Origin of the sequence: Enterobacter sp. EC_64 (genome assembly GCF_019584165.1) — a bacterium.
Lineage (GTDB): Bacteria > Pseudomonadota > Gammaproteobacteria > Enterobacterales > Enterobacteriaceae > Enterobacter > Enterobacter roggenkampii.
The window spans coordinates 165,237-185,111 of sequence record NZ_VDAS01000009.1 but is presented as its reverse complement, the minus strand read 5'-3'; the positions used below and the strand labels follow the sequence as shown (position 1 = coordinate 185,111).

22 protein-coding genes, 1 pseudogene and 1 other annotated feature are annotated in these 19,875 nt (G+C 54.7%); of the genes and pseudogenes, 14 read left to right on the top strand and 9 right to left on the bottom strand.

Annotation, left to right across the window (positions count from 1 at the left end; all coding sequences use genetic code 11):
• The 4 genes and pseudogenes from FHC52_RS09920 to chbG form a co-directional block, all read left to right on the top strand.
• The coding region (locus FHC52_RS09920; RefSeq protein WP_000641146.1) for an IS1 family transposase at window positions 1–100 on the top strand (100 nt) is incomplete at its 5' end.
• A 14-nt stretch (window positions 101–114) separates the two neighbouring features.
• Window positions 115–288, top strand: a pseudogene (locus FHC52_RS09915) (helix-turn-helix domain-containing protein); the annotation flags it as partial.
• 109 nt (window positions 289–397) lie between these two features.
• On the top strand, window positions 398–1,753 hold the full coding sequence (locus tag FHC52_RS09910; protein WP_032674588.1) for a 6-phospho-beta-glucosidase: 1,356 nt from the start codon (window positions 398–400) through the stop codon (window positions 1,751–1,753).
• An 11-nt stretch (window positions 1,754–1,764) separates the two neighbouring features.
• On the top strand, window positions 1,765–2,514 hold the full coding sequence (gene chbG, locus FHC52_RS09905) for a chitin disaccharide deacetylase (protein ID WP_032651539.1): 750 nt from the start codon (window positions 1,765–1,767) through the stop codon (window positions 2,512–2,514).
• A gap of 93 nt (window positions 2,515–2,607) precedes the next feature.
• On the opposite strand, the gene katE is transcribed toward chbG, so the two are convergent.
• Entirely contained in the window at window positions 2,608–4,857 is a 2,250-nt protein-coding gene (gene katE / locus FHC52_RS09900) for a catalase HPII (RefSeq protein WP_220420056.1), read from the bottom strand.
• A gap of 167 nt (window positions 4,858–5,024) precedes the next feature.
• On the opposite strand from katE, the gene cedA reads away from it, so the two are divergent.
• Window positions 5,025–5,300: a cell division activator CedA gene (cedA, locus tag FHC52_RS09895; RefSeq protein WP_259280423.1), complete on the top strand. Its 276-nt coding sequence runs from the start codon at window positions 5,025–5,027 to the stop codon at window positions 5,298–5,300.
• A 48-nt stretch (window positions 5,301–5,348) separates the two neighbouring features.
• Here cedA and tcyP read toward each other — a convergent pair whose 3' ends face one another.
• The 3 genes from tcyP to hxpB form a co-directional block, all read right to left on the bottom strand.
• Window positions 5,349–6,740 (bottom strand): cystine/sulfocysteine:cation symporter, encoded by a 1,392-nt coding sequence (gene tcyP, locus FHC52_RS09890; protein WP_008500667.1) that lies wholly within the window; start codon window positions 6,738–6,740, stop codon window positions 5,349–5,351.
• Between the two features lie 127 nt (window positions 6,741–6,867).
• Window positions 6,868–7,458: a metal-dependent hydrolase gene (locus tag FHC52_RS09885; RefSeq protein ID WP_032644865.1), complete on the bottom strand. Its 591-nt coding sequence runs from the start codon at window positions 7,456–7,458 to the stop codon at window positions 6,868–6,870.
• A gap of 101 nt (window positions 7,459–7,559) precedes the next feature.
• Window positions 7,560–8,231: a hexitol phosphatase HxpB gene (hxpB, locus tag FHC52_RS09880; RefSeq protein ID WP_126288021.1), complete on the bottom strand. Its 672-nt coding sequence runs from the start codon at window positions 8,229–8,231 to the stop codon at window positions 7,560–7,562.
• A 148-nt stretch (window positions 8,232–8,379) separates the two neighbouring features.
• Here hxpB and FHC52_RS09875 point away from each other — a divergent pair, with 148 nt between their 5' ends.
• Entirely contained in the window at window positions 8,380–8,916 is a 537-nt protein-coding gene (locus FHC52_RS09875) for a YniB family protein (protein ID WP_008500663.1), read from the top strand.
• A 36-nt stretch (window positions 8,917–8,952) separates the two neighbouring features.
• On the opposite strand, the gene FHC52_RS09870 is transcribed toward FHC52_RS09875, so the two are convergent.
• The 3 genes from FHC52_RS09870 to pfkB all read right to left on the bottom strand — a co-directional run bounded on the left by FHC52_RS09870 (window position 8,953) and on the right by pfkB (window position 11,248).
• Window positions 8,953–9,813 (bottom strand): fructosamine kinase family protein, encoded by an 861-nt coding sequence (locus FHC52_RS09870; protein ID WP_008500662.1) that lies wholly within the window; start codon window positions 9,811–9,813, stop codon window positions 8,953–8,955.
• A gap of 105 nt (window positions 9,814–9,918) precedes the next feature.
• On the bottom strand, window positions 9,919–10,209 hold the full coding sequence (gene ghoS, locus FHC52_RS09865; RefSeq protein WP_021241079.1) for a type V toxin-antitoxin system endoribonuclease antitoxin GhoS: 291 nt from the start codon (window positions 10,207–10,209) through the stop codon (window positions 9,919–9,921).
• A gap of 106 nt (window positions 10,210–10,315) precedes the next feature.
• Window positions 10,316–11,248, bottom strand: coding sequence for a 6-phosphofructokinase II (gene pfkB, locus FHC52_RS09860; protein WP_008500660.1), 933 nt, complete (start codon window positions 11,246–11,248; stop codon window positions 10,316–10,318).
• Window positions 11,249–11,543: 295 nt separating this feature from the next.
• Here pfkB and FHC52_RS09855 point away from each other — a divergent pair, with 295 nt between their 5' ends.
• Window positions 11,544–12,302: a YdiY family protein gene (locus FHC52_RS09855; protein WP_021241081.1), complete on the top strand. Its 759-nt coding sequence runs from the start codon at window positions 11,544–11,546 to the stop codon at window positions 12,300–12,302.
• Window positions 12,303–12,382: 80 nt separating this feature from the next.
• Here the strand turns inward: FHC52_RS09855 and yniD are convergent, their stop codons facing one another.
• On the bottom strand, window positions 12,383–12,490 hold the full coding sequence (gene yniD / locus FHC52_RS09850; protein WP_008500658.1) for a small membrane protein YniD: 108 nt from the start codon (window positions 12,488–12,490) through the stop codon (window positions 12,383–12,385).
• 98 nt (window positions 12,491–12,588) lie between these two features.
• Window positions 12,589–12,681: a stress response membrane protein YncL gene (gene yncL / locus FHC52_RS09845; protein ID WP_021241082.1), complete on the bottom strand. Its 93-nt coding sequence runs from the start codon at window positions 12,679–12,681 to the stop codon at window positions 12,589–12,591.
• Window positions 12,682–13,005: 324 nt separating this feature from the next.
• Between yncL and thrS the strand changes: the two genes are divergently transcribed.
• The 7 genes from thrS to pheT all read left to right on the top strand — a co-directional run bounded on the left by thrS (window position 13,006) and on the right by pheT (window position 19,872).
• Window positions 13,006–14,934, top strand: a complete 1,929-nt coding sequence (gene thrS / locus FHC52_RS09840) for a threonine--tRNA ligase (RefSeq protein ID WP_008500657.1) — start codon at window positions 13,006–13,008, stop codon at window positions 14,932–14,934.
• Window positions 14,935–14,937: 3 nt separating this feature from the next.
• On the top strand, window positions 14,938–15,480 hold the full coding sequence (gene infC / locus FHC52_RS09835; RefSeq protein WP_023616141.1) for a translation initiation factor IF-3: 543 nt from the start codon (window positions 14,938–14,940) through the stop codon (window positions 15,478–15,480).
• Between the two features lie 97 nt (window positions 15,481–15,577).
• Window positions 15,578–15,775, top strand: a complete 198-nt coding sequence (gene rpmI, locus FHC52_RS09830; protein ID WP_001124225.1) for a 50S ribosomal protein L35 — start codon at window positions 15,578–15,580, stop codon at window positions 15,773–15,775.
• Between the two features lie 49 nt (window positions 15,776–15,824).
• Complete coding sequence (gene rplT / locus FHC52_RS09825) at window positions 15,825–16,181, top strand: 50S ribosomal protein L20 (RefSeq protein WP_000124850.1); 357 nt, start codon at window positions 15,825–15,827, stop codon at window positions 16,179–16,181.
• Between the two features lie 117 nt (window positions 16,182–16,298).
• Window positions 16,299–16,423: a sequence feature (Phe leader region), on the top strand.
• Entirely contained in the window at window positions 16,304–16,348 is a 45-nt protein-coding gene (gene pheM / locus FHC52_RS09820) for a pheST operon leader peptide PheM (protein ID WP_001386830.1), read from the top strand. Its footprint overlaps the feature before it by 45 nt.
• A 62-nt stretch (window positions 16,424–16,485) precedes the next feature.
• The gene (gene pheS / locus FHC52_RS09815) at window positions 16,486–17,469 is read left to right on the top strand and encodes a phenylalanine--tRNA ligase subunit alpha (protein ID WP_021241084.1); all 984 of its coding nucleotides are present in this window, start codon (window positions 16,486–16,488) and stop codon (window positions 17,467–17,469) included.
• A 15-nt stretch (window positions 17,470–17,484) separates the two neighbouring features.
• Complete coding sequence (gene pheT, locus FHC52_RS09810; protein WP_008500654.1) at window positions 17,485–19,872, top strand: phenylalanine--tRNA ligase subunit beta; 2,388 nt, start codon at window positions 17,485–17,487, stop codon at window positions 19,870–19,872.
• Window positions 19,873–19,875: the final 3 nt, after the last annotated feature.

Genomic DNA, 19,875 nt, shown 5'->3' with positions numbered 1-19,875 from the left:
TCTGGCAAGGCTGGGCAGGAAGTCACTGTCGTTCTCAAAATCGGTGGAGCTGCATGACAAAGTCATCGGGCATTATCTGAACATAAAACACTATCAGTAAGTTGGAGTCATTACCATGAAATCCGCATTAATTTTGCTAAAAAACAGCTGGAAATTACTAACTATTCTGTCACCGATATTGCATACGAGTCAGGATACAGCAGCCCCAGCCTGTTTATTAAAACCTTTAAGAAATTGACGTCATTCACACCGAACAGTTACCGGAAAAATTTGACGGTAATTAATTAACTGTCGGCGGATTACCCGCCACGAATATTGCTTTAATGGCTTGCCCAAATAGCGGGAAGAGCACGCTATACCTTGCAGGCGATTAACCTGATACGCTAAGGGAGATATTATGCAAAAGAAATTAAAAGTCGTAACCATTGGTGGCGGCAGCAGCTATACCCCGGAATTACTCGAAGGTTTCCTGAAACGTTATCATGAATTACCGGTCAGCGAATTATGGCTGGTGGACGTTGAGGAAGGTCAGGAGAAGCTGAATATTATTTTCGACCTGTGCAAGCGCATGGTGGAAAAAGCGGGCGTGCCTCTGACCGTGCATAAAACCCTCGATCGTCGTCTGGCGCTGAAAGATGCGGATTTTGTCACCACCCAGCTGCGCGTCGGCCAGCTGAAGGCGCGTGAGCTGGACGAGCGTATTCCCCTGAGCCACGGGTATCTGGGGCAGGAGACCAACGGCGCGGGCGGCCTGTTTAAAGGCCTGCGCACCATCCCGGTCATTTTCGACATCGTCAACGACGTGCAGGAGATCTGCCCGAACGCGTGGGTCATTAACTTCACCAACCCGGCCGGTATGGTGACCGAGGCGGTCTATCGTCATACGAACTTCAAACGCTTTATCGGCGTCTGTAATATTCCGATCGGCATGAAGATGTTCATCCGCGACGTGCTGGCGCTGACCGACAACGACGATCTCTCTATCGATCTGTTCGGCCTGAACCACATGGTGTTTATTAAAGATGTCATCGTGAACGGGGAATCGCGCTTTGCCGAGCTCCTCGACGGCGTAGCCTCCGGTCGTCTGACGGCGGCATCGGTGAAAAACATCTTTGACCTGCCGTTCAGCGAAGGGCTGATCCGCTCGCTGAATCTGCTGCCTTGCTCGTACCTGCTTTACTACTTCAAGCAGAAAGAGATGCTGGCCATCGAAATGGGCGAGTATTATAAGGGCGGCGCGCGCGCGCAGATCGTTCAGAAGGTCGAAAAGCAGCTGTTCGATTTGTATAAAGACCCGAACCTGAACGTCAAACCGAAAGAGCTGGAGCAGCGCGGCGGGGCCTACTACTCCGATGCGGCGTGCGAAGTGATCAACGCCATCTACAACGACAAGCAGGCTGAGCACTATGTTAACGTCCCGCATCACGGCCATGTCGACAATATTCCGGCTGACTGGGCCGTCGAAATGACCTGCATCCTGGGGCGCGAGGGGGCTAAACCGCATCCCCGTATCACCCACTTCGATGACAAGATCATGGGGCTGATTCATACCATCAAAGGCTTTGAAGTGGCAGCAAGCAACGCGGCGCTGAGCGGTGAGCTCAATGACGTGCTGCTGGCCCTGAACCTCAGCCCGCTGGTGCATTCTGACCGTGACGCGGAGCAGCTGGCCAGCGAGATGATTCTGGCGCATGAAAAATGGCTGCCGAACTTTGCCGCCACGATCGAGAAGCTGAAGTTCAAACAGCAATAAGAGGGCGCACAATGGAAAACCTGCTGATCGTTAATGCTGATGATTTTGGTCTCTCGAAAGGTCAGAACTACGGCATTATTGAAGCCTGCCGCCGGGGGGTTGTGACCTCTACAACGGCCCTGGTTAACGCTGAGGCGGTTGAACACGCGGCGCAGCTGAGCCGCGAGGTGCCAGAGCTGGGCGTCGGCATGCATTTTGTGCTGACGCTCGGGATGCCGCTTTCGCCAATGCCGGGCCTGACGCGCGACGGCCAGCTGGGTAAATGGATTTGGGAACGGGCGGAGCAGGGTGCTCTGCCGCTCGAAGAGATTGCCCGCGAGCTGGAGTGCCAGTTCAACCGCTTCGTTGATGTGTTTGGTCAGGCGCCGACGCACATCGACAGCCATCACCACGTGCATATGATCCCGGCGATTTTCCCGCTTGTCGCCGGGTTTGCACAGCGCAAAGGCGTGGCGATGCGCGTGGATCGCGAGGTGCACGGATTGCCGGACTGCACTGTTACATCCACTGAGGGGTTCAGCAGCGCGTTTTACGGAGAAGAGATCAGCGAAGCGCTGTTCCTGAAGGTGCTGGATGATTCCGCTGCCCGTGGAGAAACCTCGGTGGAAGTGATGGCGCATCCTGCCTTTGTCGATAACACCGTGCGTAAAAGTGCCTACTGCTGGCCGCGGCTGGCGGAGCTGGACGTGCTGACGTCGGCCTCGCTGAAATATGCGATTGCCGAGCGCGGGTATCGGTTGGGGACGTTCAGGGAGCTGTAAGAGTTGCCGGGTGGCGGCTTCGCCTTACCCGGCCTACGAACGACCTGCTAACTCTTGTAGGCCCGGTAAGGCGAAGCCGCCACCGGGCTTTTTTTACGCCGGAATCTGATCGACCTTGCTGCTTCGCGACCAGACGCGGTGCGCGGCGAGCAAATCAAACAGCTTCGTCATGAAGGCATCGTCAATGTTATCTCCCTCGACAATCCCGTCCTCACCCTGATCGGCCACCTTCAGCTGCGCTTTGAACTGTCGCGCGTCGCCGGACAGCGCGATCGGCTTCAGGTGCTTATAGGCTTCCAGCAGATAATAGACGGCGTCGCCGTTGGTCAGCAGGCTGGCAATATCCCCGCACGGCACAATCACCGCATCGACGGTCAGCGATGGCGCACCGGCAAAGGTCGCCGCGACCGGCAGCACAGAACCATCGTCGGCCGTCACTTCACCCATGCGGGAATAGAGCAGTTTGGCATGTACGCCCTGGGTTTTCAGCGCCTGCATAATCCCCAGCACGTCGCTCGCGCGGGTTTTGTCGTTCAGCAGAATGGCGACCACGCGGCCTTTAATCGCGCCGCCCGGCACCGCATACAGGCTCAGCGACGGATCTTTCTTCACGCCGTTAACCTCTTTCGGCGGAGCAAGGTTACGTTGCTCATCGGTCAGCGTAATGCCCAGGTTATCCGCGACGCTCTGGGCAAGCTGAATATCAATATGCGCCAGCTGATCGACCACGCGCTCGCGGATGTAGGTGCGCACCACTTTACTCAGCTCGAAGCTGAAACCGCCGATGATGTGCTGTTGCTCAATCGGCGTCTGGCTGTTCCAGAACAGGCGAGGGTGGGCGTAATACTCACCGAACGAGGGGCTGCGCTCGCGAATTTTATTGCCATCGATACGCTCCTGATGCGATTCGAATCCACCGCGTTTCGGTCCGGGAGGCGTTTCACGCGGCCAGTTATCGTTGATGGAGTTCGGCTCATAGTTTGCCGGGTTGGTATCAATATCCTGACGGTGCATCCCGTCGCGCTGGAAGTTGTGATACGGGCAGGTTGGGCGGTTAATCGGAATTTCGTGGAAGTTCGGCCCGCCGAGTCGGCTAATCTGCGTATCGGTATAGGAGAAAAGGCGTCCCTGCAGGAGCGGATCGTTGGTGAAGTCCAGCCCCGGCACGATATGCCCCGGGTGGAACGCGGCCTGCTCGTTTTCGGCAAAGAAGTTATCCGGGTTGCGGTTGAGCACCATTTTACCCACCAGCTGCACCGGTACCAGCTCTTCCGGGATCAGCTTCGTCGGGTCCAGAAGGTCGAAATCGAACTTAAATTCGTCCTCTTCCGGGATGAGCTGCAGGCCCAGCTCGTATTCCGGGAAGTCGCCCGCTTCAATGGATTCCCAGAGCTCGCGGCGATGGAAGTCCGGATCGCGCCCGGTCAGCTTCTGCGCCTCGTCCCACACCAGCGAGGCTTTACCCGCCACCGGCTTCCAGTGGAAACGGACAAACGTGGCTTTCCCCTCGGCGTTGATCATTCGGAAGGTATGGATGCCGAACCCCTCCATGGTGCGGTAGCTGCGGGGGATCCCGCGGTCTGACATCGCCCACATCACGTTGTGTAAGGTTTCAGGCTGCAGGGAGACATAGTCCCAGAAGGTGTCGTGCGCACTTTGTCCCTGCGGTATGGCCCAGTGGGGCTCCGGTTTTACCGCATGGACAAAGTCAGGAAATTTATGCGCGTCCTGAATGAAAAACACCGGCGTGTTATTGCCGACCAGATCGAAAATACCCTCTTCGGTATAAAACTTGGTGGCAAAGCCGCGGATATCCCGGACGGTGTCTGCCGAACCTGCGCCGCCCTGCACGGTGGAGAAACGCACAAAGACCGGCGTGATTTTATCCGGGTCGGAGAGGAAGTCCGCTTTGGTGATCGCCTTCAGGCTCTTGTAGGGCTGAAAGTAGCCGTGCGCAGCGGAACCGCGTGCGTGGACGATGCGTTCCGGTATCCGCTCGTGGTCAAAATGGGTGATTTTTTCCCGCAGAATGAAGTCTTCCAGCAGGGTTGGCCCGCGCGCGCCTGCGCGAAGTGAGTTCTGATCGTCAGCAATGCGCACGCCCTGATTGGTGGTGAGCGCAAAACCTTCGCCGCCTTTACGGTGTGGCTCAAGCGATTTCAGCTTATCGTTTCCCGTATCCGGGGATTTCATGCTTCCCGGTGCGGTAGGCTGTTCGCCTGGTGCGGAAGGGCCCGGGGAGGGGCGGTGAGAGCCGTCAGAAGGGGCGAGAGAGTCCATGCCCGGTTGAGATTCTTCAGTGCCATGAATCGGTGATTGATGTGTTTTATCTTTGTTCGACATTGCACGCTTCTCCTTTATCCATTGCTAAAAACCCTATTAAGGATAGAACAATGTCGTGAAATGGCTCGCGAACTAAGAGTTTTCACATGCCATCATTAACGAAAGGAGCCATCTCACCCACTCGGAGCGCGACGGAAGGCAGCAGGATCGGCTATCATAGAATTTTCCTGCTTCAAGAATTTGCTTTAGTGAATCCGTTGCTTATGAAACCTCTTCGTCAACAAAACCGCCAGGTTATTAGCTATGTGCCCCGCGTTGAGCCCGCGCCGCCAGACCATGCCCTGAAAGTGGAGGGTTTTCGCGATGTGTGGCAGTTACGGGGGAAATACGTGGCCTTTGTGCTGATCGGCGAACATTTCCGTCGCTCTCTCACCTTTACGGTGCCGGAGTCCGCACAGCGGTGGGCGATGCAGATCCGCCAGGATGAAGAGGTTGAAGAATAACAGCCATAAAAAAACCGCCTGTTGGCGGTTTTTTTATATCTACAGCGATTAACGATGCGCCAGTTCGGCGTCGTCTTCACTTTCCAGAATCGCTTTGTCGGTCTGCTTCAGCCACTGGCTGGTCAGCGTACCGGCGGTCATGGAGCCGCTGACGTTCAGCGCGGTACGGCCCATGTCGATCAACGGCTCAACGGAGATCAGCAGGGCAACCAGCGTCACGGGCAGGCCCAGCGCAGGCAGCACAATCAGCGCGGCGAAGGTAGCACCGCCGCCAACGCCCGCAACGCCTGCGGAGCTTACGGTGACAATCCCGACCAGCGTGGCGATCCAGACCGGATCCAGCGGGTTGATGCCGACTGTAGGAGCAACCATTACCGCCAGCATCGCCGGGTACAGACCCGCACAGCCGTTCTGACCAATGGTGGCACCAAAGGAGGCAGAGAAGCTGGCGATGGATTCAGGCACGCCCAGACGACGAGTCTGTGCTTCAACGTTCAGCGGAATAGACGCGGCGCTGGAACGGCTGGTGAAGGCAAAGGTCAGTACCGGCCAGACCTTACGGAAGTATTTCAGCGGGCTGACGCCGTTCACGCCCAGCAGGATGCCGTGCACCACGAACATAATGCCAAGGCCCAGGTAAGAGGCGACAACGAAGCTGCCCAGCTTAATTATGTCCTGCAGGTTAGAGCCGGCAACCACTTTGGTCATCAGCGCCAGCACGCCGTAAGGGGTGAGCTGCATGACCAGACGAACCAGCTTCATCACCCAGCTTTGCAGGGTATCAATCGCGGTCAGCACGCGTTCGCCTTTTGGCGCATCGTCTTTCAGCAGCTTCAGCGCCGCCACGCCCAGGAACGCGGCGAAAATAACCACGCTGATGATGGAGGTTGGGCTCGCACCGGTCAGGTCAGCAAACGGGTTCTTCGGAATGAAGGAGAGCACCATCTGCGGCACGGTCAGGTCAGCCACTTTACCGACGTAGTTGGTCTGAATCGCAGTCAGACGCGCCGTTTCAGCGGTCCCCTGAACCAGACCTTCTGCGGTCAGGCCAAACAGGTTAGTGACCAGCACACCCACCAGCGCGGCAATCAGCGTGGTGAACAGTAGCGTACCAATGGTCAGGAAACTGATTTTTCCCAACTGGGTCGCGTTATGCAGACGGGCAACGGCGCTCAGAATAGAGGCGAACACCAGCGGCATAACGATCATCTGCAGCAGCTGAACATAGCCGTTACCGACAATGTTGAACCACTGAATGGAATCTTTCAGTACTGGATTATCGGAGCCATAAATAGCCTGTAATGCCAGACCAAATACGACACCCATGGCCAGACCAACCAGCACCTTTTTCGCCAGGCTCCACTGTTTATGGCGCGCCTGCGCGAGAAGCAATAGCAATACAACGAACACAACGACGTTCGCGATGAGTGGAAAATTCATCCCCGTTCTCCTGATTTATTATCGGGTCGGTTTTTACCGATCCTGTTGGCGGAAGGTTAGCAGAAGTGTGATGTCGCGCTTATATCCAAATGGAATGGGTTATGACAAATGGGATAGTTTTGTTGGTTTACTGTTCAATCTGGTGATGAATAAAGCGATTGAACTGAAATTGTAGCGAATTAATCATCTGGGAAGACCAGCGGACTGCACTGTTTTCGGGCAACGTTTGCGGCATCCAGACGGCGTAAGCAAACAGCGCCATGCACAAGACGCGCTCCAGCTGGTTCCCTTTCTGCGGTGCGAGGATGGGAAAACGGAAGCGCCAGCGGCAGGGCCACAGCAGCGGTACGCCCGCGGGCGTCAGCATATCGGCCAGAATATGGCTCAGATAGCCCAGCACCATCCCCTGGATGGCATCACCGGGGACGATCCAGCTTTCGGGCACTTTTAAATAGAAAAGCGTCAGCAGGCCAAACACGGCCAGCAGGCTGTGCGTAAACCCCCGGTGGCCGAACGCGCGGGCGATGGGTTTTGACACCCACTTCAGGCGCTGACCGAGGAAGGACTTGGGATGGTCAATATCGGGCAGCAGACAGGTCAAAACGGCGGAAGGGACGATATGCCACCAGTCCCCCTGTGCCAGCACGGGGGTGAGTTCAGCGTTTTTGGCAAATACTGCGCACGCGATAGAAAAAAGCAGGTGGCCTTCCGCCGTCATGATAAAACCCATAAAACTGTCAATTCATACAGTATAGGGTTTTTATACAGTAGGCGGAAGAGGTGACGGTGTAACTGTTTGTCACAAACTGCAGGAGGGTCTTAACCGCCCCGGAGGTGATGCGCCGTGAGTTCTGCCAGTGACATCAGCTTCACATCGGCAAGGGCAAACCGGGGATCGTGGCGGCCTTCTTCCGCAGGCACCACAATGGAGCGCATCCGCGCGGCTTTAGACGCTATCATGCCGTTAACGGAATCTTCCAGCGCAACGCAGTTGAGGGGATCCACGCCGAGCTTAGCGGCACAGTCGAGATAGACCTGCGGGTGCGGCTTGCTGTAAGGCAATTTCTCAGCGGACGCCAGCGCGTCGAAACTGTCGCGCAGTTCAAACATGATGAGCACTTTTTCCAGCATATGCAGCGGTGACGCCGAGGCCAGGCCGACCTTGAGCCCCTGGGCTTTACACAGCGCGACGGCCTCACGTACGCCGGGCAGCAGCGGCTTGCTCTCTTCTACCAGCGAAATGGCGCGGCTGATAATGCGCGCGGTCACTTCATCACGACCCGGTCCAGCCCACGGCTGTTGGGCAAACCACAGGTCAACCACCATATCGATGCGCAGGCCCAGCGTATCGGGAAGTTCATTACGGCGGCTGATGTCCACGCCCAGGCTGGCCATGACCTCCAGTTCGGCGCGATCCCACAACGGTTCGGAATCGATCAGTAATCCATCCATGTCAAAAATTGCGGCAAGAATTTGGCGCGGTGTCGACATCACAACGTCTCCTTATCCAGGGTGTTCGACAGACGATAAGTGCTAAGCACACTCTGCAATTTAGCATATTGCTTTTAAAGAGCGGGCGAAATTGATGACCAGCAGGTAGACTTAGGCACAAATAACGCGTCTTTATGAAGAGGAACTGATGACGTATCAACAAGCTGGACGCATTGCGGTCTTAAAACGTATTGCTGGCTGGGTGATTTTTATTCCTGCCGTCATTTCTACGCTGATTTCTGTACTCAAATTTATGTACGATCACAGCGAAAAACAGCCGGGTATCAATGCGGTTATGCTTGATTTTGCGCATGTGATGATTGAGATGATGCGTTTTAATACGCCATTCTTGAATGTCTTCTGGTTTAACTCACCGACCCCGGATTTTCAGCATCAGCTGAATATCGGCTTTTGGGTGATCTACGCCCTGATCTTTGTTGCGCTGGCGCTGCAGGCCTCTGGTGCGCGAATGAGCCGTCAGACGCGCTTCTTACGCGAGGGCGTCGAGGACCAGCTCATTCTGGAGCAGGCCAAAGGCCCGGAAGGCATGAGCCGGGAGCAGATTGAATCCCGCATTGTTGTGCCGCGCCACACCATTTTCCTGCAAATCTTCCCGCTCTATATCCTTCCCGTGATTATCATTGTGGCAGGATACTTCTTCTTCTCACTGCTCGGTTTTCTGTAACCGATACGGGTGGCGGCAAAGCCACCCGTTCGCGTCTCAGGCGGCAAGCATGCGCTCAAGCGCCCGCTGGGCGTTAACCAGGTGTTCCCCACCAAAAAGTATGGCGCGGTTCATCAGCGTATAAAGCTGATACACCGGTTGACGATCGAGGAAGCCGGGCGGCAGGGGGGAAACCGACTGATACCCGTCGTATATCTGCGGCGGTTGTTCTGGGTGCAGCGGCAGCATGGCAAGATCGCACTCACGGTCGCCCCAGTAGCAGGCCGGGTCGAAGATATAGGGGCCGTTGGGCCCCAGCGCGCAGTTATCGGACCACAAATCACCGTGGAGCAGAGACGCCTGAGGCTGGTGGGAGGCCAGACGCTGCTGCACGTGTTCGACGATGGCATCAATATTGCCAAACTCCAGCCCTTTCTCGGCGGCAAGCTCTAACTGCCAGCCAATGCGCTGCTCGGCAAAAAACGTCGACCAGCGACGCTGCCAGGCATTGGGCTGCGGCGTGGTGGAGAGATCGTTGTCAAAATCAAGGCCAAACTGCGGCTGGTCGCTCCACTGATGGAGGCGCGCTAGCTGCTGGCCAAGAATGAAAGCGTTATGGGCATCCAGCGGACGGGCGGGGAGATATTCCATGACCAGAAAACTGTAATCGCGGTCGCTACCGACGGCCAGAACCTGCGGGACCGTCACCGTTTTACTGCGCGACAACAGCTCCAGCTGATCGGCTTCGGCGGTAAATATCGGAAGCAACTCGCGTTCATCGCATTTTACGAAGAGATCGCGCCCTGCGTAGCGTAAATGCCACGCGGCGTGGATCTCTCCGCCTGGCAGTTCGTTACGCAGTTCAATTTCACCTTCACCCAGCTGCTCACTTAAAAGATGACTGATAGCCTGCCACATGTTGACTCTCCCATGTTGTCTGCCAGATCATAAAGTTAGCGCATTATTGCGGTAAAAAAATACGAACTAACGCACACCTGAGCGGTTTAATTTCATACAGGGCACTTATTGTTCTTTTTTCTGCCAGCTTTCCCAGGTGTCGACGTCAATTTCGGCTGGCTTGTCGGTCACACTTTCCACCAGGCTGGCGGCCAGCGCATGGACCTCTTCTTTATTAAGCGCGCCGATCAGGCCAAATGTCAGAGTGCCTAAATCATGAATATTGCCTTCGTCATCCGTCAGGGTGAGGAGAAAATTAGCCCGGGTGAAGGCATTGTTGAGTTCATTTAGCTCGGTAAGCGATGCCTCATGAAGGTTGACGGTTACGACATAACGAGTGATGTCACCACTGCTCATAATTCACCTCATTGTTATCATGGAAGTTTTCTTAGCATAGTCGATAGTTTGCGTTTGGCGACTCGGGGATGACGTTCCCCTTCATGCAGATGAAGGGGAACAGACGTTAATTTCGGGACAGGTAATCGACGATTTTTTGCGTATCGGCCAGCGAACAGAGGCGCGTGCCCTGGTTGATGGTGGCGGCGCTACCCGCCGCCACGCCGTAGCGCGTCATCTCCAGCAGTGACGCACCCTGCGCAAGCTTAAGCGTCATCGCACCCACCATGCTGTCACCCGCGCCAACCGTGCTCTGGCTCTTCATCGGCGGTGGAACAACCTGAACGGACGACGTTTCATCGACGGCCAGTGCCCCCTGCGGACCGAGGGAAACCACCACGCGTCGCGCTTTGCCGCTGCGTACCAGCTCCTGCGCGGCGGTGCGCACATCGTCAGGCTGCGTCAAGTCTCGGTTGACCAGCGCGCTTAACTCTTTCTGGTTGGGTTTGACCAGTTCAAGATTGCCCGGCACTAAGGCCGCCTGCAGGGCCTCGCCGCTGCTGTCGACGATGCAGCGGATACCGCGTTGCTGCGCCGCCTGAATCAGCGCGGTTAATTTTTCCGTGCTGACGCCGGGCGGCAGGCTGCCGCTGACCACCAGCAGCGCGCCGCTTTCTATCGTCAGCACTTTCTCTTCAAGCTGACGAAACTCGTCATCGGTGAGTTTCGCGCCCGGCATGACAAATCGGTACTGCTCGCCGCTGGATTCCACGTGAACATGCAGGTTTTGCCGCGTCCAGTCTTTCGCCTCGACGGTCTCTACGGCCACCTGTTCATCTGCCAGCAGGGAGACCAGGTGTTCACCGGTAGCACCGCCTGCGGGGAAAATGGCCGTGGCTTTGCCGCCGAGGTGGGTAATGGCGCGCGCCACGTTGATACCGCCACCGCCGGGCTCAAAGACCGGGGCGCTACAGCGCAATTTACCTTCCGGATAAATCTGCGGCGTCAGGGTGGCGGAATCAAGGGAAGGGGAGAGCGTCAGGGTGTAGATAGGAACCATCATTACCTCCTTTTAGCATGGGTTCCTTTTAGTCTGGCACCATTTGTCAGGAAGGCAATGTAAATAACAGTATGATTTTAAATATGAATAGTGAATAAAAGTGAGGCCGGAGGCATATAAAATAAAACGCTTTTTGGGATCGTTCTTATTCAAAAAATGAAATAAGAAAACATTGCTATGTTATTTGCGGCTTTTTATAATTTGTTACCTTTCTCTGGACGCCTTGTCATTGATCCTCAAGAAAGATTCCGGGACCGTGTGGTCTCTTTTTTTGTTGTACGGACTCCTTAATAAAATGAAGCTTTTAAAGACAGTGCCCGCTGCACTGATGCTGGCGGGTGGCGTGTTTGCGGCTATGAACGCGACCGCCGATGATTCCGTTTTTACTGTCATGGACGATCCCTCCACCGCGAAAAAACCGTTTGAAGGTAACCTGAACGCGGGGTACCTGGCACAATCCGGTAACACCAAAAGCTCTTCTCTGACGGCGGACAGTACGCTCACCTGGTACGGTAATACCACCGCCTGGTCTCTGTGGGGTAATGCCAGCAATACGTCCGCTAATGACGAACGCTCTTCCGAGAAATATGCGGTAGGCGGACGTAGCCGTTACAACATGACCGACTATGACTACCTGTTTGGTCAGGCAAGCTGGTTAACCGACCGTTACAACGGTTATCGCCAGCGTGACGTGTTCACCGCGGGTTATGGTCGTCAGTTCCTGAACGGTCCGGTACACAGCCTCCGTTTTGAATTCGGTCCAGGTGTGCGTTATGACGAGTACACCAATGGCGATACCAAAACCCAACCGCTCGGTTACGCTTCTGGTACTTATGCCTGGCAGATGACTGATAACACCAAATTTACACAGGGTGTTTCTGTATTTGGTGCCGACGACACGACGCTGAACTCTGAGACGGCGCTCAACGTGGCCATCAACGAACACTTTGGTCTGAAAGTCGCCTACAACGTGACCTGGAACTCTTCACCACCAGAGTCTGCACCGGATCATACCGACCGCAGAACCACGGTTTCACTGGGTTATAGAATGTAATGAAGACGGGCCGATGATAATGTCGGCCCGTTTATTCTCTCTGATCTTGTGACGTCCCTTCTGATGAGCTGTACTCGCCCCTAACCCCAAATCATCGCCGCCCAACGGAGTAACAGCATTGCGCCGCAGATGGCAATCAGCACCAGCACCATTTTCCAGTGTTTTACGGCAAATCGTTTTGTTGGCATAACCTAATCCTTGTTCGTTGATATCCACAGTCTACCAAACAGGGCCTGAATATGCCCCTTCGCAGGAACGATTGGGTTATGCCAGCGTAGGGGGCGGTTCAGAACCAGTGGAATCGTTCGGCGAGAATCAACAATAAACCTGTGGCGGAAAGGATGTTCAATATCACAACCGTTCTACTGGATACGTTCATGGTATGCACCTTTGGGTTTAAAGACCTGTTCAAGAGTAGCCCTGCATTTCTAAATTGCGAGCGCCGGGAATATGCAACCTGCAAATTCATGCGAAAGTGCCAGCACATCAATCTGCCAGCAGAGGGTGCAATCTCCCTTTTGTTAGTGTTAACATTGCAAGGCTTGCCGTATATCCGGCGTTGTCTGATTTTCCGGCAGGTGAATGATGACGAACCAATTTGACGATTGTTGGTCAGATGGTGTCGTAATCTATTGTCAAATCACGATTATTTTCTTTGTATATGCTCTTATGTGTGGGGCATCACTGCAAATAAGGATATAAAATGCCTGTAATTACTCTTCCTGATGGCAGCCAACGCCATTTCGACCGCGCTGTTAGCCCAATGGATGTTGCCCTGGACATCGGTCCTGGTCTCGCGAAAGCGACCATCGCCGGCCGTGTCAACGGTGAGCTGGTGGATGCCTCCGATCTGATCGAAAACGATGCGACACTGGCCATCATCACCGCAAAAGATGAAGAAGGTCTGGAGATCATTCGTCACTCCTGCGCGCACCTGTTGGGCCATGCCATCAAACAGCTGTGGCCAAACACCAAAATGGCGATCGGTCCGGTTATCGATAATGGTTTCTACTACGACGTTGACCTTGACCATACCCTGACTCAGGAAGATATCGACGCGCTCGAAAAACGTATGCACGAGCTCGCCGAAACGAACTATGACGTCATCAAGAAGAAAGTCAGCTGGCACGAAGCGCGTGAAACCTTCGTGAAGCGCGGCGAGAGCTATAAGGTCTCGATTCTTGACGAAAACATTTCGCATGATGACAAGCCTGGCTTGTACCATCACGAAGAATACGTCGACATGTGCCGTGGACCGCACGTGCCGAACATGCGCTTCTGTCATCACTTTAAGCTGATGAAGATCGCAGGCGCCTACTGGCGCGGCGACAGCAACAACAAGATGTTGCAGCGTATCTATGGTACCGCATGGGCCGATAAAAAAGCCCTGAACGCGTACCTGCTGCGCCTGGAAGAGGCCGCGAAGCGTGACCACCGTAAAATCGGCAAGCAGCTTGACCTGTACCACATGCAGGAAGAAGCGCCGGGTATGGTGTTCTGGCATAACGACGGCTGGACCATCTTCCGTGAACTGGAAACCTTCGTACGCTCCAAGCTGAAAGAGTACCAGTATCAGGAAGTGAAAGGCCCGTTCATGATGGACCGTGTGCTGTGGGAAAAAACCGGCCACTGGGACAACTACAAGGATGCGATGTTCACCACCTCCTCTGAGAACCGTGAATACTGCATCAAGCCAATGAACTGCCCGGGCCACGTTCAGATCTTCAATCAGGGTCTGAAATCCTACCGCGACCTGCCGCTGCGTATGGCGGAGTTCGGTAGCTGCCACCGTAACGAGCCATCAGGTGCGCTGCACGGTCTGATGCGCGTGCGTGGCTTTACGCAGGATGATGCGCATATCTTCTGTACCGAAGATCAGGTCCGTGATGAAGTTAACGCCTGTATTCGTATGGTCTACGATATGTACAGCACCTTTGGCTTCGAGAAGATCGTGGTCAAACTCTCAACGCGTCCGGAAAAACGTATCGGTAGCGATGAGACCTGGGATCGCGCAGAAGCGGATCTCGCCGTGGCGCTGGAAGAGAACGGCATTCCGTTCGAATACCAGCTGGGCGAGGGCGCATTCTACGGTCCGAAAATTGAATTTACCCTGTATGACTGCCTCGATCGCGCATGGCAGTGCGGTACTGTACAGCTGGACTTCTCCCTGCCGCAGCGTTTAAGCGCCTCTTATGTTGGCGAAGACAACGAGCGTCAGGTGCCGGTAATGATTCACCGCGCCATTCTCGGTTCTCTGGAGCGCTTCATCGGCATCCTGACCGAAGAGTTCGCCGGCTTCTTCCCAACCTGGCTTGCGCCGGTGCAGGTGGTGGTGATGAACATTACCGATTCTCAGGCAGATTACGTTAAAGAATTGACGCAGAAACTACAAAATGCGGGCATTCGCGTAAAAGCAGACTTGAGAAATGAGAAGATTGGCTTTAAAATCCGCGAGCACACTTTACGTCGTGTCCCGTATATGTTGGTCTGTGGTGATAAAGAGGTGGAAGCAGGCAAAGTTGCCGTTCGCACCCGCCGTGGTAAAGACCTGGGCAGCCTGGACGTAAGTGAAGTGATTGAGAAGCTGCAACAAGAGATTCGCAGCCGCAGTCTTCAACAACTGGAGGAATAAGGTATTAAAGGCGGAAAACGAGTTCAAACGGCACGTCCGAATCGTATCAATGGCGAGATTCGCGCCCAGGAAGTTCGCTTAACAGGTCTGGAAGGCGAGCAGCTGGGGATTGTGAGTCTGAGAGAAGCAATCGAAAAGGCTGAAGAAGCTGGAGTAGATTTAGTTGAAATCAGCCCTAACGCCGAACCGCCAGTTTGTCGTATCATGGACTACGGCAAGTTCCTTTATGAAAAGAGTAAGTCTTCTAAGGAACAGAAGAAGAAGCAAAAAGTTATCCAGGTTAAGGAAATCAAATTCCGTCCTGGTACCGACGATGGCGATTATCAGGTAAAACTCCGCAGCCTGATTCGCTTTCTGGAAGATGGCGATAAGGCCAAGATCACACTGCGTTTCCGCGGTCGTGAGATGGCCCACCAACAGATCGGTATGGAAGTGCTTAACCGCGTCCGTGACGATCTGAGTGAACTGGCAGTAGTCGAATCCTTCCCTACGAAGATCGAAGGCCGCCAGATGATCATGGTGCTCGCTCCTAAGAAGAAACAGTAAGGCCTTCAAGCAGCAAAATCTGTGAAGCCTTCGGGTTTCATAGGTTTTGTTCGCCTATGTTTCGTTTATTTAACAATGCGAAGTGGAAGTTATTAAAATGCCAAAAATTAAGACCGTACGCGGTGCTGCTAAGCGCTTCAAAAAAACCGGTAAAGGTGGTTTTAAGCACAAGCACGCTAACCTGCGTCACATTCTGACTAAGAAAGCTACCAAGCGTAAACGTCACCTGCGTCCAAAAGCCATGGTTTCTAAAGGCGATCTGGGCCTGGTCATCGCGTGCCTGCCGTACGCATAAGTCGTTTCGTTTAACTTTTTTAACTTAGAATAGATACAGGAGAGCACACATGGCTCGCGTAAAACGTGGTGTAATTGCACGTGCACGTCACAAGAAAATTTTGAAACAAGCTAAAGGCTACTACGGTGCGCGTTCACGCGTATACCGCGTTGCCTTCCAGGCTGTTATCAAAGCAGGTCAGTACGCTTACCGTGACCGTCGTCAGCGTAAGCGTCAGTTCCGTCAACTGTGGATTGCGCGTATCAACGCAGCAGCACGTCAGAACGGTATTTCTTACAGCAAATTCATCAACGGCCTGAAAAAAGCCTCTGTTGAAATCGACCGTAAGATCCTGGCTGACATCGCAGTATTCGACAAAGTAGCGTTCACCGCTCTGGTCGAAAAAGCGAAAGCAGCACTGGCATAAGCCAGTTGAGAGAGGGGGCCTGGCTCCCTCTTTTCATATAACCCTGTAAGAAGATTGACATTTACCCGTGCAGGCTTTTCAATAAGGTCTCAACGGTTTTTACCCAACAAGGTAACGCAAGCATGAATGCTGCTATTTTCCGCTTCTTCTTTTACTTTAGCACCTGACTTCAGGAGGCTAGCGCGTGAAAGATGAAACGAAAAACAGCGCCAGATAAGCCTCCCGATGGAGGCTTTTTTTGTGCCTGAATTTGAGAGAATAACTCCACCAAATCGGTGTCTGCACCGACATAATGAGGAAAATCATGTCACATCTCGCAGAGCTGGTTGCCAGTGCAACAGCCGCCATTAATCAGGCCTCAGATGTTGCCGCGTTAGACAATGTCCGCGTCGAATATCTTGGGAAGAAAGGGCACCTGACCCTTCAAATGACAACCCTGCGTGAGCTGCCGCCAGAAGAGCGCCCGGCAGCGGGGGCGGTGATTAACGAAGCCAAAGAGCAGGTACAGCAGGCGCTGAACGCACGCAAAGCCGAGCTGGAAAGCGCGGTGCTGAATGCGCGTCTGGCCGCAGAGACGATCGACGTTTCTCTGCCGGGTCGCCGCATCGAGAACGGCGGTCTGCACCCGGTTACACGCACCATCGATCGCATTGAAAGTTTCTTCGGTGAGCTCGGCTTTACCGTGGCGACTGGCCCGGAAATTGAAGATGATTACCACAACTTCGATGCTCTGAACATTCCTGGCCATCATCCGGCACGCGCTGACCACGACACTTTCTGGTTCGACGCGACGCGTCTGCTGCGTACCCAGACCTCCGGCGTTCAGATCCGTACCATGAAGGATCAGGCGCCGCCAATCCGTATTATCGCGCCGGGCCGCGTCTATCGTAACGACTACGATCAGACCCACACCCCAATGTTCCACCAGATGGAAGGTCTGATTGTTGATAAAAACATCAGCTTCACCAACCTGAAAGGCACGCTGCACGATTTCCTGAACAACTTCTTTGAGGAAGATCTGCAGGTTCGTTTCCGTCCGTCCTACTTCCCGTTCACCGAACCGTCTGCGGAAGTTGACGTGATGGGCAAAAACGGCAAATGGCTGGAAGTGCTGGGCTGCGGCATGGTGCATCCAAACGTCCTGCGCAACGTGGGTATCGATCCGGAAGTTTACTCCGGCTTCGCCTTCGGTATGGGCATGGAGCGTCTGACCATGCTGCGCTATGGCGTCACCGACTTACGTGCATTCTTCGAAAACGATCTGCGTTTCCTCAAACAGTTTAAATAAGGGCAGGACAGAACAATGAAATTCAGTGAACTGTGGTTACGCGAGTGGGTGAACACCACGCTGGACAGCGACGCGCTTTCTAACCAGATCACCATGGCAGGTCTGGAAGTGGACGGCGTTGAGCCGGTTTCAGGGGCATTCAACGGCGTGGTCGTCGGCGAAGTGGTAGAGTGCGGCCAGCACCCTAACGCGGACAAACTGCGCGTAACAAAAGTAAACGTAGGCGGCGACCGTCTGCTGGATATCGTCTGCGGTGCGCCAAACTGCCGCCAGGGGCTGAAAGTGGCCGTGGCGACCGTCGGTGCGGTACTGCCGGGCGATTTCAAAATCAAAGCGGCTAAGCTGCGCGGCGAGCCGTCTGAAGGCATGCTGTGTTCCTTCTCCGAGCTGGGTATTTCCGACGATCACAACGGCATCATTGAGCTGCCGCTGGATGCGCCAATCGGCACTGACATCCGCGAATACCTGAAGCTTGATGACAACACCATAGAAATCAGCGTCACGCCAAACCGCGCTGACTGCTTAGGGATCATCGGCGTGGCGCGCGACGTTGCCGTGCTGAACCAGACCGAGCTGAACGCGCCGGAGATCGCCCCGGTTGAAGCGACCATCAGTGACGTGCTGCCTATCCAGGTTGACGCTGCGGATGCCTGCCCGCGCTACCTCGGTCGCGTGGTGAAAGGCATCAATGTGAAAGCGCCAACCCCGCTGTGGATGAAAGAGAAGCTGCGCCGCTGCGGTATCCGCTCTATCGATGCCGTGGTTGACGTGACTAACTACGTTCTGCTGGAACTGGGCCAGCCAATGCACGCCTTCGATAAAGATCGTATCGAAGGCGGTATTGTGGTGCGCATGGCGAAAGAGGGCGAAACCCTGGTTCTTCTGGACGGCACCGAAGCGAAACTGAACGCCGACACCCTGGTGATTGCTGACCACAGCAAAGCGCTGGCAATGGGCGGTATCTTCGGAGGCGAGCATTCAGGCGTCAACGACGAAACGCAAAACGTCCTGCTGGAGTGCGCGTTCTTCAGCCCGCTTTCCATCACTGGTCGCGCACGCCGTCACGGACTGCACACCGATGCGTCCCACCGCTACGAGCGCGGCGTGGATCCTGCGCTGCAATACAAAGCGATGGAGCGTGCGACTCGCCTGCTGATCGACATCTGCGGCGGCGAAGCGGGCCCGGTTATCGACGTCACCAACGAAGCCACGCTGCCGAAGCGTGCGACCATCACCCTGCGTCGCAGTAAGCTGGATCGCCTGATTGGGCACCACGTTGCCGACGCGCAGGTGACCGATATTCTGAAGCGTCTGGGTTGCGACGTAACCGAAGGTCAGGACGAGTGGAAAGCCGTTGCGCCGTCATGGCGTTTCGACATGGAAATTGAAGAAGATCTGGTGGAAGAAGTGGCCCGTGTTTATGGCTACAACAACATCCCTGACGAGCCTGTGCAGGCAGGTCTGGTGATGGGCACCCACCGTGAAGCCGACCTGTCCCTGAAGCGTGTAAAAACCATGCTGAACGACAAAGGCTATCAGGAAGTGATCACCTACAGCTTTGTTGATCCAAAGCTGCAGCAGCTGATCCACCCGGGTCAGGAAGCGCTGATCCTGCCAAGCCCAATTTCCAGCGAAATGTCCGCGATGCGTCTGTCCCTGTGGACGGGCCTGCTGGGCACTATCGTTTACAACCAGAACCGCCAGCAAAACCGCGTGCGAATTTTCGAAAGCGGTTTGCGCTTTGTACCGGATAATCAGGCAAATTTAGGCATCCGTCAGGATCTCATGCTGGCTGGCGCCATCAGCGGTAACCGTTATGAAGAGCACTGGGACCTGGCAAAAGGCACGGTTGATTTCTACGATATGAAGGGCGATCTGGAAGCGATTCTGGATCTGACCGGTAAATTATCTGAAATTGAATTCCGCGCAGAAGCCATTCCGGCCCTGCATCCAGGCCAGAGCGCCGCCCTCTATTTAGACGGCAAACGCATTGGTTTTATTGGGGTTGTTCACCCTGAGCTGGAGCGCAAGCTGGACCTGAATGGCCGTACCATCGTGTTTGAGCTGGAATGGAACCTGGTGGCAGACCGCGTGATTCCTCAGGCTCAGGACGTCTCCCGCTTCCCGGCAAACCGCCGTGATATCGCGGTTGTGGTCGCGGAAAATGTGCCCGCAGCAGATATTTTGGCCGAATGTAAGAAAGTTGGCGTAAATCAGGTAGTTGGCGTAAACTTATTTGACGTGTACCGCGGCAAGGGCGTAGCAGAGGGCTTTAAGAGCCTGGCTATCAGCCTGATCCTTCAGGATACCAGCCGTACACTCGAAGAAGAGGAGATTGCCGCTACCGTCGCCAAATGTGTAGAGGCATTAAAAGAGCGATTCCAGGCATCATTGAGGGATTGAACC